The organism is Pseudomonas sp. B21-051 (assembly GCF_024748795.1).
In the GTDB taxonomy this organism is placed as follows: Bacteria; Pseudomonadota; Gammaproteobacteria; order Pseudomonadales; family Pseudomonadaceae; genus Aquipseudomonas; species Aquipseudomonas putida_A.
This window is the reverse complement of record NZ_CP087166.1, coordinates 4,605,883-4,621,624: the sequence shown is the minus strand read 5'-3', so window position 1 is coordinate 4,621,624 and position 15,742 is coordinate 4,605,883. Positions and strand designations below refer to the sequence as shown.

Here is a 15,742-nt window from a genome sequence, read left to right as displayed (position 1 = left end):
TACCAAGTTGTCTGCTGAAAAGATCGCAGCCTTCGGCAGCTCCTACAGGGGATCGCGCTCCCTGTAGGAGCTGCCGCAGGCTGCGATCTTTTGCTCTTTTCAAAATGTTCACAAGCGCGGCGCCGGTACTTGGTCGAGCAATTGCTGCAACACCTGATCGACCTGCAGACCTTCGATGTCCAGCTCCGGCGCCACCCGCACCCGATGGCGCAGCACCGAGAGCGCGCAACCCTTGATGTCATCGGGGATCACAAACTCGCCGCCACGCAGCAACGCGCGGGCGCGGGCGCATCGCACCAGCGCAATCGAGGCACGCGGCCCGGCGCCGAGGGTCAGGCCGGGCCAGGAGCGAGTGCTGCGCGCCAGGCGCACCGCGTAATCGAGCACCTGATCGTCGATCGGCAGGTCGCTGGCAATGCGTTGCAGGGCTTGCACGTCCTTGGCTTGCAGAACCGTGCGCAGCGGCTGCACATCAAGCATGTCGGCACGGGTCGAGCGGCTGACCTGACGCACCATGTTCAGCTCTTGCTCGGCCTCCGGGTAGTCCATGCGCACTTTGAGCATGAAACGGTCGAGCTCGGCTTCCGGCAATGGATAAGTGCCTTCCTGCTCGATCGGATTCTGGGTGGCGAGCACCATGAACGGCTGGGCGATCGGCAGCGCCCGGCCTTCGAGGGTGACCTGGCGCTCCTGCATCGCTTCGAGCAACGCCGCCTGGGTTTTCGCCGGTGCGCGGTTGATCTCGTCGGCCAGCAGCAGGTTGGTGAACAGCGGCCCCTTGCGCAGCTTGAACTGCTCGGTGTGCAGGTCGTACACCGCGTGGCCGGTGACGTCGCTGGGCATCAGGTCCGGGGTGAACTGGATGCGCGCGAACTCGCCGCCGAAGCACCGCGCCAGCGCCCGCACCAGCAGGGTCTTGCCCAGCCCCGGAACGCCCTCAAGCAGCACATGGCCGCCGGCGATCAGCGCGGTCAGCACATCGTCGATCACGCTGTTCTGGCCGATCAGGGCCTTCTGCAATTCGCCGCGCAGCGCTTGCGCCAACTGGCTGGCACGCTGGCGTTGCTGGGCGGCGTGGCTGGCGCTGCCGGGCTCGATCTGTTCACTCATAGCGTGTTCCTCAAGGTTTGCAGGTGGGCCACCTGGCGACTGAAATCAGCGCTGCTCATGCGCTGTTTCGGCACCGGGCTCAGGGCCTGGCTGATGGCGCGGGTTGGCTGGCGGGTCAGGCGCGACAGCACCAGCCATTGCTCGGCCACGTTCAATTGGTCGAAGCCGGGATAGCGGCGGCGGGCGCGGCGCAGCACGTCCTGTTGCAAGGTTTGCAACAGCGTGTGCTGACCGTTGTGGCGCAGGATGAAATCGGCACTGGCGCGCAGGTGTTCCTGCAACTGACGCCGGCCACTCGGAGCGGGTGCCTGCAGTGGCCCATGGCGCACAGCTACGTGCCACAGGCCGAGGCCGATCAGCGCCAGCAGCGCGACGATGGCTTGCGGGAAGTAACGCCAGAGCAAGGTCAGCAGATCATCGTGCGCCGTGTTGAAAATCAGCGTGACGTCGGTGTCGGCGCTCAGGTACCAGAGCAGCCAGGCGTTGTCATGCTTGCTGATGGCGGGGGTTTTCCACAGTTCGGCATCGGTGACCACGGTGATCGAACCGACGCCGTACGGCAGTTGCATCATGTGCGTGGCCTTGGCGCTGTTGGCCCAGGCCTGGGCGAGATTTATCGGGTCCTCCAGATGGAACGCGGTGTCGAAACCGGCGTAAGCGGGAGCGTCCTCGTCTTCCAGGTAGAGTTTGGTCAGGTTCGGGTACGGATCATCGGCCAGCTCCGCCGGCGGCTCCTTCAGATCCTTACTCAGTGACTGGTGCAACTGTACCCGATCCAGCAACAGATCATCGCTTTGTCTGGCCTGCTTGTCCCACAACGCTTCGGCCACGAATACCAGACGCCCACCGGCGCGTGCCCAGTTCAACACCTGATCGACCTGACGCGGGGTCATGCGCGAACGTTCGCCGAATAACAGCAGAGTGTGTCGACGCGGATCGATCTCGGGCAGCACTGCCAGCGTTTCGGCTTGGCCGACGTTGAGCCCGCGTTCACGCAAAAACATTTCTGCCGCCAGATAAGGATTGGCCTGCGCCTGGGGCGAGGGGCCGTGATCGATCACTTCCTGATAGGGCCGGGCCTTGAGGTACAGATAAACGCTCAACGCTGCGAGCAGGGCGACGATCAGCCCGCCGAGCAGCCACGCGTTGCGCCGGTTCAAGCGCGCGCTCCCGAGCCGAACAGGGCACGCCAGCCGTCACACAGTTCCTGTTGCAGGTGTGCCGCCGGTACGCGGTGCCCGTAGGCCATGTTCTGCCAGTGCTGTGTCAGGCTGCGACTGAACGCCAGCAGTTCCGGGCGCTGCAGTTGCTCGACCCGCAGCAGCACCTGATGCTCGGTGTCGGCAGGTTTCAAGGTCAGGGCAAAATCGTGCAGCAGACGGCTGAGCAATCCGCGATAGAGCAGACCCAGCGCGGCGCGTGGCTGGGTTTGCCAGAGTTGTTCGGCACTGGCGGCGATGTCGTCGGGCAAGGATTGCGGGTTCAGATCCAGACCAAATGCCTTCTGCGGTGCAGGTGGCCTGACGCGGGCGGGCAACTTCGGCCGGCGACTGACGAAGGTGCTCAGGAACTCCCGGTAGCGCCAGACCAGCCAGCCGATAGCCGCGAGCAATGCACCCCACAGCAGCACTTCGATCGACACCGCCAAAGCATTGAAGCGTTGACCGTCGAGCCAGCCGAGCAGGGTTTTCAGCCATTGCGGCGCCTCACCGGGTTTGGCTTCGGCCGGGGCTGCCGGGTCGTCGCCAAAGCGATAGCGGGTCACGCTTTCCTTGTTCTTGAACGGCGGTTGTTCGAGTAGCGCCTTGATGCTGTCGTGCGCGGCCTGACTGGTCAGCGGTTGGTGCAGCAGGCGGGGTGCCTCCGGTGCGCTGGCGGGATCGGCCGCAGCCCATACGGGTGGCATCGCCGGCAGCAAAAGACAGAGCGCCAACAACAAACCCAAAGCGCTGCTGTTCAGGCGTTGGCGCAAACGGCGGAACACCAGCTCGATGTCCCACGCCTCCAGTGCGGTGCGCCGGTTCAGATACAGGCTGAAACCGCAGGCGACATAAATCGGTTCCCAGACCACCAGCACCAGCGCGTAGAAGGCATTGGTCAGGTGCTCCAGCCAACGCCAGTGGTGATCGGCATCGAGGATCAGCGATTGCCAGTCCCAGTCGGTTTCGATCTGCTGTGGCAGCAGCATGTAGAACAGCACCATCAGGCCGATCCACAGTGCGGTCTCCAGATGCATGCCGATGATCGTCAGCCATTGCGCGGCGCCGGCATTGCGTTGCAGCAACACCTGCAAGCGTTGCTGACGGGCAGTGCCGTCGAGGCCTTCGAGTTGCAGTACCGGCAACAGGAAACTGCGACTCAGGCTCAGCCGGCGCCAGGTCAGACTGGCCAGCCATTGCGGTTTTAGCAGTCGAGGAAATTCGCGCAGGGCCTGTTTCAGTGTCGGTGTTTCGCCGAACAGGGCCTTGGACAGGATGTACAGCGGCAGGCGTTCGTACGCCGGTTTCAGCCACCAGAAAATCAACACCGCCAGCGACGGCGAATCCCATAGCAACAACGTCAGCACCGCGAACAGCGGCAGGGTGACGATGGCCCAACTGGTCATCAGCAGGCGTCGATGCTGCTGGCTCATGAGCACGCCCAGGTCCATGGCTTCCCAGGTGCTGCGCGGGCGGATCGCCACGGTGGCGTCACTCAGGCGCATGGCGTGTCCTTCCGGCGAACAGCAGATAGGTCGCCACTGCGATCCACAACGAGGCACCGACCGCATATTTGATCGGCGGTGTGACCCCGGTCTTCGACGACCAATACGCTTCGATGAACGCCGCGATCAGCAGGAACAGCATGACGCCGCACACCAGCAGCACGCTTTTGCGCGCCGCCTCCACCAGCGCTTCACCACGGGTCAGCCGCCCCGGCGCAATCACTGCCCAGCCCAGTTTCAGCCCCGCCGCACCCGCCAGGGCAATAGCAGTCAGCTCGAAGGCGCCGTGGCCGATCACGAACGACCAGAACGTCTGGCCAAAACCGATCTCGGTCAGGTGCCCGGCCACTGCGCCGATGATCAGCCCGTTGTAGAACAGGAAAAACGCACTGCCCACGCCCAGCAGCAAACCGCTGGCGAAGGTCTGGAAGGCGATGCCGATGTTGTGCATCACGTAATAACCGAACATCACCCAGTCTTCACTGGCGGCCCGTTCGGCCGAGCGCCCGAGGTGCCCGGCCACCGGGTCGTACATGCTCTGCATGTCGCGCACCTGTTCGGCGGGGATCAGGTTGTAGACCCGTTCGGGAAAGGCATACACCAGCAAGGCAAAGCCGATCAGGCTGCCGAAAAACACCAGGCCGGCGGCCAGCACGAACGGCCATTCGGCGCGCACCAGTCGAGGAAAGTCAGCGAGGATGAACCCCAGCAGGTTGGCGCCGAGGCGACTGCGGTGCCGATACAGCTGCTGGTGGCCGCGCAACACCAGTTGTTGCAGCGAGTCGATCAGAAAACTGCTGTAACCACGCTCCTGTGCCAGCGCCAGATGCTGGCAGAGGCGTCGATAAGCCTTGGGGAAACTGGCTACCTGAGAGGTGTCCTTGCCATGTTCGAGGCGTTCGAGGGCCAGGGTGAAACGCTCCCATTCGGCCTTGTGACGGATTTCGAAAAGACTCTGCTTCATATCGGACCCAACAAGCCACGGGCGATGCCATTGAGTTCGCTGACCGCCTTGGGCGCCGAAATATGCAGCGGTTGGGCGAGTAGCGCGGCCAGTTCGTTGGCCCGCGCCGGCGACAGTTCAGCCTGACGTTCGGCGAAGGCGAGCAAGGCGCGTTGTTCGCCGAGGTTGAGCGGCACGGGCGAGCTGCGTGGCTGGGCGTCAGGTAACTGCGGGCGGAGCAGGGCGCGTTCGCTGTAGACCACCAGGGTGCCGGCTGCGATGTCGCCCAGGCGTTTAAAGGTCGGGTGTTGCAGGCAACTGATGGCGCCGAGGAAATAACCGAACGGCAGCAGATCGACAAAACGCAGCAGGTTACGCAGCAGCGAGGCCGACCAGCCGATCGGTGTGCCGTCATCGTGGATCACCCGCAGGCCCATCCATTGCTTGCCCGGCGAACGGCCCTGACGCAACACTTCGAACAGCACCATGTACCACCAGCTGACGGCAAACAGCAGCAGCGAACCCAGGCCCATGCCGAGCTGACCGAGAAACGCCAGCAGCAGGAACAGCACGCCGAGGATGGCCCCGCGAATGCCCAGGTCGATACTGAAGGCGAGGCTGCGCACCATCAGACCGGCCGGGCGCAACGGCAGGTCGATGCCCTCCGGGGTTTCCACTTGATAGCGGGTATCGAGTGGCGGGTTCAGCGGTGCTTTCCGTGGCAGTGCTGTGTTCTCGAGCATGGGCTACCTGATGGGGCCGGATCGGGATGCGAAGTCCGTCCGATGCTAGCAGCCTCTTGGGGGAAAACGACATAACTATGTATTGCACCGCGTGTGGCGCACGCTGGTTGAATGACACAGCGCTGGCCGCGACCGCGGTTCAACGCCTAGACTTTGCCGATCTTCAGTTCAGGAACCGCCCGTGACTTCAATCTTCTGGTACGACTACGAGACCACCGGCATCAATCCGCGCAACGACCGTCCGCTGCAGGTCGCCGGGATTCGCACCGACCATGACCTCAATGAAATCGACGAACCGGTCAACCTCTACTGCCAGCCCAGCGAAGACATCCTGCCGCACCCGGCGGCGTGCGCCATTACCGGTATCACCCCGAGCCGTCTTGCCGAACAGGGTTTGAGCGAAGCCGACTTCATGACCCGCGTGCACGCGCAACTGGCGGCGCCCGGCACTTGTGGTGCGGGTTACAACACGCTGCGTTTCGACGACGAGATGACCCGCTACAGTCTCTATCGCAATTTCTTCGACCCGTACGCCCGTGAATGGCAGGGTGGCAACAGTCGCTGGGACTTGATCGACGTGGTACGCGCCGCTTACGCATTACGTCCCGATGGTCTGGTCTGGCCGACCGACGATCAAGGCAAGGTGACCCTCAAGCTCGAACGCCTGACGGCGGCCAACAACATCGACCATGGGCATGCGCACGAAGCGCTCTCGGACGTGCGCGCCGCCATTGCGCTCGCGCGGTTGATCCGCGAGAAACAGCCGAAGTTGTATGACTGGCTGTTTCAACTGCGCAGCAAGCAGAAGGTCATGGATCAGATTCGCCTGTTGCAACCGCTGGTGCATATCTCCGGACGCTTTTCGGCGGCGCGCCACTATGTCGGTGTGGTGTTGCCATTGGCTTGGCATCCGCGCAATCGCAATGCGCTGATCGTCTGTGACCTGCACCTTGATCCGCAAGGCTTGCTGGACCTTGACGCCGAAACCCTGCGCCAGCGCCTGTACACCCGCCGCGACGACCTCGCCGAGGGTGAACTGCCGGTGACGCTGAAACTGATTCACATCAATCGCTGCCCGGTGGTGGCGCCGTTGTCGGTGTTGCGTGCCGACGATCAGCAGCGTCTGGGCCTGGACATGGCGCTGTATCAGACACGTGCACTGCGGCTAAGTGACGCACAACAAGTTTGGAAAGATAAAGTCGCGGCGATTTACGCCAGCGAAGACTTCACGCCCAGCGAAGATCCGGAACAGCAGTTGTACGATGGATTTATCGGTGATCGCGATCGGCGTCTATGCGAGCAAGTGAGAACGGCGGATCCGGCGCAATTAGCGCAAGAGCACTGGCCGTTCGATGATGAACGTCTGCCGGAATTACTCTTTCGATATCGCGCACGCAACTTTCCCGACACGTTGAATTCCGAGGAGCAAGAACGCTGGAGAATATTCTGTCAGCAGCGTTTGTCCGAGCCGCAATTGGGCGCGCCTAATACCCTGCAATCTTTTGCCGAGGCCGCGCAGCAATGGGCACTTAGTGCTACGCCGAAACAGAATCAAGTGCTCAGTGAGTGGCAGAATTATGTCGAGGCATTGCGCAAACGTTTGAATCTTTGAAATCGAACATAGTGTGCCCATGAAATGCCGGGCATAAAAAAACGCCAGCGTACGCTGGCGTTTTTCATGGGCCGCAGAATCAGTCTGCGACAGGCGTTGCGGCTTAGCCCAGCAGGGTAGCCCAGCCTTCAACCACGTCACCGCCCCACTTGGCTTTCCACTCTTTCAGAGTCTTGTGGTTGCCACCTTTGGTTTCGATGACTTCGCCGTTATGCGGGTTTTTGTATTGTTTAACTTTGCGCGCGCGCTTGGTGCCGGTAGTTTTGACTGCGGCGCCACGGGTGCCTTTGGTTTTCGATTCCGGATCCAGCAGGGCGATGATGTCGCGCAGGGACTTGGAGTATTCGCCCATCAGGGTGCGCAGTTTGCCTTCGAATTCCAGCTCGGCTTGCAATTTGTCGTCTTGCGACAGGTTCTTCAAACGCGCTTGCAGCTCTTTGATTGCTTCTTCGGTGGCGCGATATTCGTTGATCAAGGACATGGTAACTACCTTATGCGGATGTGTTGAATGGCAGGGACAGTGCCGCAATAATAGTCAGGCTGTTTCATCAAGTAAACATTTAACCGGTTTTTTATTTGAATTAGTTACGTGGAATAACCGGTAAATTGAATGGTCATTTAAATAATGTGATGCAGTCATCACGAATATTCACAATTATCTGGCCGAACAGCTTCACTGCAGGACTATCGTTTTGCCGCGCGTGGTGTCAGTGCCGGGAATCGGGCCTGCGTGCGGACATGTGGTCATCAATACTGCAGTTTCCGCGCACAGTCGCTAGAATGGCCGCCTTTGCGAAGTTCTGGAGTTTTCCCCCCATGCGCACCTTTCGGTTGGTGATTTCCTGCCCTGACCGCGTTGGCATCGTTGCCAAAGTCAGTAACTTTCTGGCCTCCCACAACGGTTGGATCACCGAAGCGAGCCACCACTCGGATAATCAGAACGGCTGGTTCTTCATGCGTCACGAGATCCGCGCCGATTCGCTGCCGTTCGGTATTGAAGTGCTGCGCGAGAAGTTTGCGCCGATCGCCGAAGAGTTCTCGATGGACTGGCGCATCACCGACACCGAGCAGAAGAAACGCGTGGTGCTGATGGCCAGCCGCGAATCCCACTGCCTGGCCGACTTGCTGCACCGCTGGCACAGCGACGAGCTCGATTGCGAAATCTCCTGCGTGATTTCCAACCACAACGACCTGCGCAGCATGGTCGAGTGGCACGGCATTCCTTATTACCATGTCCCGGTCAATCCGCAGGACAAGGAGCCGGCGTTCGCCGAAGTCTCGCGTCTGGTCAAACAGCACGATGCCGAAGTAGTGGTGCTGGCGCGCTACATGCAGATCCTGCCGCCGGCGCTGTGCCGCGAATACGCGCACAAGGTGATCAACATTCACCACAGCTTCCTGCCGTCGTTCGTTGGCGCCAAACCTTACCATCAGGCGTCGCTGCGCGGCGTGAAGCTGATCGGTGCGACTTGCCATTACGTGACCGAAGAGCTGGACGCCGGTCCTATCATCGAGCAGGACGTGGTGCGTGTCAGCCACAGCGACAGCATCGAAGACATGGTGCGTTTCGGCCGTGACGTCGAGAAGATGGTGTTGGCCCGTGGCCTGCGTTATCACCTCGAAGACCGCGTGCTGGTGCACGGCAACAAGACCGTGGTGTTCTGATCGAACCTGCGCGTACTTGAATAAAGAAGGGCCTGGGCGTTCAATCGTCCCAGGCCCTTTTTTCGTTTCAGCCCTTGAGGAACTGCCTGTGAGCGATCCACTGGACAAAGCCACTTCCAAAGCGCCTGCCACTTTGGGCGAAGGTTGTCTGAGCCGCTACGACCCGGATGACCTGAGCCCGGAGGATGGCACTGAGTTTCCCGGGGCCGCCGAGCTGTGGCAGCAGCTGCAGCCCGAACCGGGTGAAGAGGCCTGAAAAGATCGCAGCCTGCGGCAGCTCCTACAGGGATCGCATTTCATGTAGGAGCTGCCGAAGGCTGCGATCTTTTCAGGCTTGTCGAATCTTCAGCAACTTCTTGAGCAATGGCCGCCCGAGCATCAATAGAAACACCGGCCCACCCACCACCAGGTAGAAATAAAACGTCACCACCCGCCAGATCAGGATCGCCGCCGCTGCAGTGGATTTGCCGACCATAGGCGCCAGCAGCGCCGCCGAGGTCAGTTCCGCCGCGCCCGCGCCGCCGGGCAGCAGGCTCAATTGCCCGGCGCCCAATGACAGCATCTGTACCAGAAAACTCCACGCCCATTGCAGGTCTGCACCCAGCCCGCGCAAGGCCAGGTACAGCACGCTGTAGCGCAGCAACCAGTGCATGCAGGTCAGGGCGAACACCTTGACCAGCGTCTGCCACGGCAGCTTGAGGGTGTCGATAAACGCGTCGAGAAAATGCAGCAGCTTGCGCGCCCAGCGCCGACGCGTGGCCGGTTGCACGTTGAGGGCGGCCAGCAGGCGCCCGTTCAAACGGATCAGCCGGCGGTGGTAACGCGCCAGCAGCACGCAACTCAACAGCCCGCCTGACAGCGACACGGCGCTGACGATCAGCAACCATTCCATGCGATCGCTGAGGTGCTGAAACAAGGCGTAAATCAGGATGCCGCTCAGGGCGCAGAGAAAGAACAACAGATCACTCAACTGATCCATGGCAAACACCGCACTGCCGCGGGCCGGGCGCACGCCGCTGCGCGCCAGCAACGCCATGATCGTCAGCGGCCCGCCACTGCCGCCGGGCGTGGCGCAGTAGGCAAATTCCGCGGCCATCACCACGCCGAGGCTTTTCAGCGGTGTTACCCGATCGCGTTGATCGCCCAGCAGCAGGCGCAAACGCAGGGTGTTGATGCCCCAGCAGAGCAGAATCATGCCGAACATGATCAGCAGCCATTGCAGCGGAAAATTTTGCAGGCGCGCACCGATCTCGCCACCGCCGAGCAGCACCGGGATCAATACAGCGGCGAGCAGGCCGATCAACAGCACAATGCCGCGACTCATGCAGCGCGCTCCATTCGCCCGCGGTGCTCGGTGAGCCAGTCGATTTTGGTCATGGGCGTGCGCCCTTCTGCCAGCAGTCGTTCAACGGTTCGTAGCCAGTAATCACGCGCGAAGGCGTGGCGCATGTCTACCGGGTGCAAGCCTAGACGAATCACCGGCGCGTCGCGCCATTGCTGTTCGCGTTGGTCGCTGACGAGTTTTGACAGACCCCGGCGCCAGGCACTGCGCGCACTCCAGACCAGGCCCGGGGCGTTGATGACGGTGAAATCCGGCAATTGATAAAGATGTTGCGGGTCGCTGGTGTAGCGCAATGGCGTTTCGCGAAGGGCCTGGCGCGTGCCCTCGCTCATCAACCAGGCCGGGGCGACGAAACCGTGCAATGGCCAGTCATTGCGCCGGAACAGTTCGATGCCTTCGCGCAGGCGAGCAATTGCAGCTTCACGGGACAGGTGATAGAACTCGCCTTCGTGGGTGTAGATCCGGCGCATGAACCAGTCGCGCGGCGTGGTCGGTGCCGGCTCGCGGTCGTCATGGTAATAGCCGTGCAAGGCCAGTTCATCGCCACGGGCCAGCCGCTCGCCGAGCATTCGGCAGAACGCGGGATGATCCTCAAGTGCGTCGTGACCATGGAAATCCGGAACGACCAGCCAGGTCATCGGCACGCCACCCATTGCGTCGACCGCCTCGACAAACGGCCGATAATCCGCCCACGTCGATGGCGCCACGTCGTGCAGCACCAGCAATACGGCGCGGCGGTTCAGGGAGTCAGCCATTGGCCACCCGAGGCAGCGCATGGCCGAGGACCGCGTGATAGTGACCGAGCAGGCTGTCGACCACGCTGTCCCAGGAATAACGCCGTTCGACGTGTTGCCGTGCTTGTTGGCCGAGTTTCACGCAGCCGCGACTGAACAGCTCGCGCACCGCATTGGCCATGGCTTGCGGGTTGTTCGGCGCACAGAGCAAACCGCAGTCTTCGGCGACGATTTCTTCAAACGCTCCGGCCGCCACGGCGACTACCGGAATCCCGCAGGCCATGGCTTCTAGGATCACCAGACCGAAGGTTTCCTGATCGCCGGCATGCAGCAGCGCATCGGCGCTGGCCATCAACCGGGCCACGGTGGCAGCCGGGCAGAATCCGTCGATCACGCTGACATTGTCCGGGACCATGGCAGGCATCGACGAGCCGACCAGCAGCAGGTGATAGCGTGGACCGAGGCGTTGCATGCACTTGAGCAGCACCGGCAGGTTTTTTTCCTTGGAGCCGCGTCCGGCGAAGATCAGCAGACGCGTGTCTTCGGCAATCCCCAGTTCGGCGCGCAGGCCGCTGTCGCGGGCATCGGGGCGGAAAGTTTGCAGATCCACCCCCAACGGCTGGACGAAAACGTTGCGCACCCCCAGGCCCCCGAGCTTGTCGGCCATCACCTGACTCGGCGCCAGCACCCGGTCGAAGTTGCCATACAGTTTGCTGACGTACGCCTCGACATTCGGCGTGACCCAATGGCCCATGCGATTGCCGACCAGAAGGGGTAGATCCGAGTGATAAAAGCCGATCACCGGTACATCCAGCTGGCGCCGTGCGTCGAGCGCCGCCCACGCGGTGAGGTACGGATCGCCGACTTCGATCAGATCGGGCTGCAAATCCTGCAGGACATTGCGCCAAGGGGCGAGACGCAACGGAAAGCGATAACCCTTGCCAAAGGGCAGGGCGGGGGCCGGAACCGTGTAGACGCCATCGTGTTCACTCAAATGCGCGCCGGGGATCAGCAGGCTGTGGCGAATCCCGGGTTTGACGCCCAGCCGACGATGCTTGGCGTCCAGATAGGTGCGTACGCCGCCGCTGGCCGGGGCGTAGAACATGGTGATGTCGGCGATATGCACAGTGATCAACCCTCCGCTGCGTTGCACTCCCTTGGTTGACCTTTATCCAGAATAGATGTTCGGTCGGGAATTGGCGGTGGGTCTCAAGGGTAAAAAGATCGCAGCCTGCGGCAGCTCCTACACAGGATGTGTGTTCACCCTGTAGGAGCTGCCGCAGGCTGCGATCTTTTGATCTTAGATGCGGAAACTGCCGACCAGCTGCTTCAGGCGCGAAGCCTGCTGCTCCAGATCCGAACAGGCGCGCAAGGTCGCTTGCAGGTTCTCGACGCCTTCCTGGTTCAGCGTGTTGATCTCGGTGATGTCGACGTTGATGGATTCCACCACTGCGGTCTGCTCCTCGGTCGCTGTTGCCACCGACTGGTTCATCCCGTCGATCTCGCCGATACGCTGGGTCACGCTGTTCAGGCGTTCGCCGGCGAGGTTGGCGATTTCCACGCTGTCCTGGCTGTGGCGCTGGCTGTCGCTCATGGTGCTCACCGATTCACGGGCGCCGACTTGCAGCTCCTCGATCATGGTTTGCACCTGCTGCGCCGATTCCTGAGTGCGGTGCGCCAGATTGCGCACTTCGTCGGCGACCACGGCAAAACCGCGTCCGGCTTCACCGGCCCGCGCCGCTTCGATCGCGGCGTTGAGTGCCAGCAGGTTGGTCTGCTGGGAGATGCTGGTGATCACTTCGAGGATCTGCCCGATGTTCACGGTTTTGCTGTTCAGCGACTCGATGTTGGTACTGGAGGCGCTGAGCATGCTCGACAGTTGATTCATCGCCTTGATGCTGCGATCCACCACTTGCTGGCCGTCTTCGGCGAGGCCGCGGGCATCACTGGCCTGGTTCGAGGCTTGCGCGGCGTTGCGGGCGATTTCCTGTGCGGCGGCGCCCAGTTGATTGATCGCGGCGGCGACGCTGCTGGTGCGCGAGGCTTGCTGGTCGGAGTTGTACATCGACGAGTTGGACGCCGCGACCACGCGCAGCGCGACCTCGTTGACCTGCCCGGTGGCCGACGACACTTCGCGGATCGAGCCGTGAATACGCTCGACGAAACGGTTGAATGCGGTACCCAGCACGCCAAACTCATCGTTGTTGACGATGGTCAGGCGCTTGGTCAGGTCGCCTTCACCGTCGGCGATGTCTTCCATGGCGCGGGTCATGACGTGCAGCGGCTGGATCAGCAGGCGAATCAGCATGCCCAGCAACGCGATGATGATCACCACCGCAATCACCGTGGCAATCACCGCCGAGGTGCGGAACTCGCTGAGCATCGAGAAGGCTTTGTCCTTGTCCACCGACAGACCGATGTACCAGTTGACCGACGGCAGGCCTTTGATCGGGGTGAAGCTGACGATGCGCGTCTTGCCATCGACGGTGATTTCACTGAAGTCGCTGCTGATGCGTGGGGTGTCCTGCGGATAGGCTTCTTTCAGTGATTTCATCACCAGTGCCTTGTCCGGGTGCACGAGGATCTTGCCGTCGGCGCTGACCAGGAAGGCGTAGCCCATGCCGGAGAAGTCCCGGGCGGTGAGGGTGTCGACCAGGGTTTGCAGGCTCAGGTCGCCGCCCACCACGCCGACGCTCTGGCCGGCCTTTTTCGAGGCGGTGGCGATCGAGATGATCAACTGGCCGGTGGCGGCGTCGATGTACGGTTCGGTCAGGGTCGAGGCGCTGCTGCTCTCGGCGCCTTTGTACCAAGGGCGCACCCGTGGATCGAAACCGTCCGGCATCTTCACGTCCGGGCGGATGGTGAAGTGACCGGTGGCATCGCCCAGGTAAGTGGCCATGAACGTCGAGGTCAGGGATTTCTGTTCCAGCAGGCTGGCGACGTTGGCCGGTTCCGGATTGATGGCGATGTTCTGGGCGGCGTTCTCGACCAGCAGAATGCGCCCGTTGAGCCAGGTCTGGATGTTGTCGGCGGTGACTTCGCCCATCTCGTTGAGATAGTTGTTCAGGTCATCGCGGATCGCGTTGCGTTGCAGCCAATCGTTGTACAGCGTAAACGAGGCGAAAGCGGCGATGACGATGAGGGCGGCGGCAAGCAAAATTTTATGGCTGAAGCGCAGGTTTTTGTTCATGGCTTGGGGTTCCGCTAAGGTCTTAATGTCCTGGGCGTGCTTTTATAAAGACGCGCAAAATGGGCAAGGGTGAAACAAACTGATATTTCCGACTCTCCTTAGGGAAATGTCCGACCGACTTTTCAGTCAGGTTCTCGCCCTTATCTATCGGCCACAGCGAATGAAAGATTAACCATAGGTGACAAAATGCCTGACACATCGCAACTCGTTATCGGCGCCGATCTGGCGGGGCAACCGATTGCTCAGGCCATGCGCCTGGCCAACCGCCACGGGCTGATCGCCGGAGCGACCGGGACCGGCAAAACCGTGACTTTGCAACGCCTTGCCGAAGCGTTCAGTGATGCCGGCGTGGCGGTGTTCGCCGCCGACATCAAGGGCGACCTGTGCGGCCTCGGTGCCGCCGGCAATCCGCAGGGCAAGGTTGCCGAGCGCATCGCCGGGATGCCCTGGCTCGAGCACAAGCCGCAGGCTTATCCGGTGACGCTGTGGGACATTCACGGGGAATCCGGTCATCCGTTGCGCACCACCTTGAGTGAAATGGGCCCGTTGCTGATCGGCAGCCTGCTGGAACTGACCGACAGCCAGCAGTCGGCGCTGTACGCGGCATTTAAAGTGGCCGATCGCGAAGGCCTGTTGCTGCTGGATCTGAAAGACCTCAAGGCGCTGCTCAATCACCTCAAGGACAACCCGCAGTTGCTGGGCGAAGACGCGGCGCTGATGACCACCGGTTCCAGCCAGGCACTGTTGCGTCGGCTGGCGACCCTGGAACAGCAGGGCGCTGAAGCCTTGTTCGGCGAACCTGCGCTGCAACTGGAAGACATTCTGCAACCGGCCGCCGATGGCCGTGGACGGATTCATTTGCTCGATGCCAGCCGTCTGGTACACGAGGCGCCGAAGGTCTACGCGACGTTCCTGCTGTGGCTGCTGGCCGAGCTGTTCGAGCAGTTGCCGGAGCGCGGCGATGCCGACAAACCGTTGCTGGCGTTGTTCTTTGATGAAGCGCATTTGCTGTTCGGCGATACGCCCAAGGCGTTGCAGGAGCGTTTGGAGCAGGTGGTGCGGCTGATTCGCTCGAAAGGCGTGGGTGTGTATTTCGTCACCCAGTCGCCGGGCGACCTGCCGGATGACGTGCTGGCGCAACTTGGCCTGCGGATTCAGCATGGCTTGCGTGCATTCACCGCCAAGGAACAGAAATCCCTGCGGGCGGTAGCCGATGGCTTCCGGCCAAATCCGGCGTTCGACACTTTGTCGGTACTGACGGAATTGGGTATCGGCGAAGCACTGGTGGGGACGCTGCAGGAAAAAGGCACGCCGGAGATGGTCCAGCGGGTGCTGGTGGCGCCGCCACAGTCGCGGATCGGGCCGTTGAGCGAAACCGAACGCACGATGCTGATTGCCGGGTCGCCGTTCAAGGGCCGATATGACAAACCGATCGATCGTGAGTCGGCGTATGAAATCCTGATGGGTCGCAAGGATCTGGCGCCGGAGGCGGATGCGCCAGCGGGTAAGCCGGCAGCCGAAGAGCCGAGCCTGGCTGATCGTGCCGGAGAGTTTCTGGGCACGGCGGCGGGGCAGGCCTTGAAGTCGGCGATGCGCCAGGCGGCCAACAATCTGGGCAAGCAACTGGTGCGCGGTTTGATGGGCTCGTTGCTCGGCGGCAGTAAACGCCGCTAAAAGCAAAGATCGCAGCCTGCGGCAG

At 61.7% G+C, this 15,742-nt stretch carries 14 protein-coding genes and 1 pseudogene; 4 read left to right on the top strand and 11 right to left on the bottom strand.

The genetic code is table 11. From position 1 onward, the window contains the following. Positions 1 to 108: 108 nt before the first annotated feature. Genes LOY52_RS20790 through LOY52_RS20770 form a run of 5 tightly spaced genes read right to left on the bottom strand, consistent with a single transcriptional unit; the run spans position 109 to position 5,500 of the window. Complete coding sequence (locus LOY52_RS20790) at positions 109 to 1,110, bottom strand: MoxR family ATPase (RefSeq protein ID WP_007965902.1); 1,002 nt, start codon at positions 1,108 to 1,110, stop codon at positions 109 to 111. Next, positions 1,107 to 2,270: a DUF4350 domain-containing protein gene (locus LOY52_RS20785; RefSeq protein WP_258675807.1), complete on the bottom strand. Its 1,164-nt coding sequence runs from the start codon at positions 2,268 to 2,270 to the stop codon at positions 1,107 to 1,109. Before LOY52_RS20785 ends, LOY52_RS20790 begins: the two co-directional genes overlap by 4 nt. Continuing rightward, positions 2,267 to 3,814 carry a DUF4129 domain-containing protein gene (locus tag LOY52_RS20780; protein ID WP_258675806.1) on the bottom strand — a complete coding sequence of 516 codons (1,548 nt, stop codon included), beginning with the start codon at positions 3,812 to 3,814 and terminating at the stop codon, positions 2,267 to 2,269. The genes LOY52_RS20785 and LOY52_RS20780 overlap by 4 nt, the downstream gene beginning before the upstream one ends. Continuing rightward, entirely contained in the window at positions 3,801 to 4,778 is a 978-nt protein-coding gene (locus tag LOY52_RS20775) for a stage II sporulation protein M (RefSeq protein WP_258675805.1), read from the bottom strand. The genes LOY52_RS20780 and LOY52_RS20775 overlap by 14 nt, the downstream gene beginning before the upstream one ends. Further along, the gene (locus tag LOY52_RS20770; RefSeq protein WP_258675804.1) at positions 4,775 to 5,500 is read right to left on the bottom strand and encodes an RDD family protein; all 726 of its coding nucleotides are present in this window, start codon (positions 5,498 to 5,500) and stop codon (positions 4,775 to 4,777) included. The genes LOY52_RS20775 and LOY52_RS20770 overlap by 4 nt, the downstream gene beginning before the upstream one ends. 181 nt (positions 5,501 to 5,681) lie before the next feature. Between LOY52_RS20770 and sbcB the strand changes: the two genes are divergently transcribed. Beyond that, positions 5,682 to 7,112 carry an exodeoxyribonuclease I gene (sbcB, locus tag LOY52_RS20765; RefSeq protein WP_258675803.1) on the top strand — a complete coding sequence of 477 codons (1,431 nt, stop codon included), beginning with the start codon at positions 5,682 to 5,684 and terminating at the stop codon, positions 7,110 to 7,112. A 103-nt stretch (positions 7,113 to 7,215) separates the two neighbouring features. Here the strand turns inward: sbcB and mvaT are convergent, their stop codons facing one another. Next, positions 7,216 to 7,593, bottom strand: coding sequence for a histone-like nucleoid-structuring protein MvaT (gene mvaT / locus LOY52_RS20760; RefSeq protein ID WP_003227581.1), 378 nt, complete (start codon positions 7,591 to 7,593; stop codon positions 7,216 to 7,218). 335 nt (positions 7,594 to 7,928) lie between these two features. Here mvaT and purU point away from each other — a divergent pair, with 335 nt between their 5' ends. Both purU and LOY52_RS20750 read left to right on the top strand, forming a co-directional pair. Next, entirely contained in the window at positions 7,929 to 8,777 is an 849-nt protein-coding gene (gene purU, locus LOY52_RS20755; protein ID WP_003227580.1) for a formyltetrahydrofolate deformylase, read from the top strand. Between the two features lie 88 nt (positions 8,778 to 8,865). Continuing rightward, positions 8,866 to 9,033, top strand: coding sequence for a hypothetical protein (locus LOY52_RS20750; RefSeq protein WP_258675802.1), 168 nt, complete (start codon positions 8,866 to 8,868; stop codon positions 9,031 to 9,033). A 72-nt stretch (positions 9,034 to 9,105) separates the two neighbouring features. Here the strand turns inward: LOY52_RS20750 and LOY52_RS20745 are convergent, their stop codons facing one another. The 5 genes and pseudogenes from LOY52_RS20745 to LOY52_RS27535 form a co-directional block, all read right to left on the bottom strand. Next, on the bottom strand, positions 9,106 to 10,101 hold the full coding sequence (locus tag LOY52_RS20745) for a lysylphosphatidylglycerol synthase transmembrane domain-containing protein (RefSeq protein WP_258675801.1): 996 nt from the start codon (positions 10,099 to 10,101) through the stop codon (positions 9,106 to 9,108). Next, on the bottom strand, positions 10,098 to 10,874 hold the full coding sequence (locus LOY52_RS20740) for a polysaccharide deacetylase family protein (protein ID WP_258675800.1): 777 nt from the start codon (positions 10,872 to 10,874) through the stop codon (positions 10,098 to 10,100). The genes LOY52_RS20745 and LOY52_RS20740 overlap by 4 nt, the downstream gene beginning before the upstream one ends. Further along, positions 10,867 to 11,958, bottom strand: a complete 1,092-nt coding sequence (locus LOY52_RS20735; RefSeq protein ID WP_258679960.1) for a glycosyltransferase family 1 protein — start codon at positions 11,956 to 11,958, stop codon at positions 10,867 to 10,869. Before LOY52_RS20735 ends, LOY52_RS20740 begins: the two co-directional genes overlap by 8 nt. 195 nt (positions 11,959 to 12,153) lie before the next feature. Further along, positions 12,154 to 12,918, bottom strand: a complete 765-nt coding sequence (locus LOY52_RS27540; RefSeq protein WP_371859049.1) for a methyl-accepting chemotaxis protein — start codon at positions 12,916 to 12,918, stop codon at positions 12,154 to 12,156. 141 nt (positions 12,919 to 13,059) lie between these two features. Next, a pseudogene (locus tag LOY52_RS27535) lies at positions 13,060 to 13,899 on the bottom strand (cache domain-containing protein); the annotation flags it as partial. Between the two features lie 330 nt (positions 13,900 to 14,229). On the opposite strand from LOY52_RS27535, the gene LOY52_RS20725 reads away from it, so the two are divergent. Beyond that, positions 14,230 to 15,717, top strand: coding sequence for a DUF853 domain-containing protein (locus LOY52_RS20725; protein ID WP_258675799.1), 1,488 nt, complete (start codon positions 14,230 to 14,232; stop codon positions 15,715 to 15,717). Positions 15,718 to 15,742 lie beyond the last annotated feature (25 nt).

What these genes read in the sequence shown, in the direction of transcription:
- LOY52_RS20725 (WP_258675799.1), top strand. Translation starts at nt 14,230, where the DNA reads ATGCCTGACACATCGCAACTCGTTATCGGCGCCGATCTGGCGGGGCAA.
- mvaT (WP_003227581.1), bottom strand. Translation starts at nt 7,593, where the DNA reads ATGTCCTTGATCAACGAATATCGCGCCACCGAAGAAGCAATCAAAGAG.
- LOY52_RS20780 (WP_258675806.1), bottom strand. Translation starts at nt 3,814, where the DNA reads ATGCGCCTGAGTGACGCCACCGTGGCGATCCGCCCGCGCAGCACCTGG.
- LOY52_RS20775 (WP_258675805.1), bottom strand. Translation starts at nt 4,778, where the DNA reads ATGAAGCAGAGTCTTTTCGAAATCCGTCACAAGGCCGAATGGGAGCGT.
- LOY52_RS20745 (WP_258675801.1), bottom strand. Translation starts at nt 10,101, where the DNA reads ATGAGTCGCGGCATTGTGCTGTTGATCGGCCTGCTCGCCGCTGTATTG.
- purU (WP_003227580.1), top strand. Translation starts at nt 7,929, where the DNA reads ATGCGCACCTTTCGGTTGGTGATTTCCTGCCCTGACCGCGTTGGCATC.
- LOY52_RS20735 (WP_258679960.1), bottom strand. Translation starts at nt 11,958, where the DNA reads ATGTTCTACGCCCCGGCCAGCGGCGGCGTACGCACCTATCTGGACGCC.
- LOY52_RS27540 (WP_371859049.1), bottom strand. Translation starts at nt 12,918, where the DNA reads ATGTACAACTCCGACCAGCAAGCCTCGCGCACCAGCAGCGTCGCCGCC.
- LOY52_RS20770 (WP_258675804.1), bottom strand. Translation starts at nt 5,500, where the DNA reads ATGCTCGAGAACACAGCACTGCCACGGAAAGCACCGCTGAACCCGCCA.
- LOY52_RS20740 (WP_258675800.1), bottom strand. Translation starts at nt 10,874, where the DNA reads ATGGCTGACTCCCTGAACCGCCGCGCCGTATTGCTGGTGCTGCACGAC.
- LOY52_RS20790 (WP_007965902.1), bottom strand. Translation starts at nt 1,110, where the DNA reads ATGAGTGAACAGATCGAGCCCGGCAGCGCCAGCCACGCCGCCCAGCAA.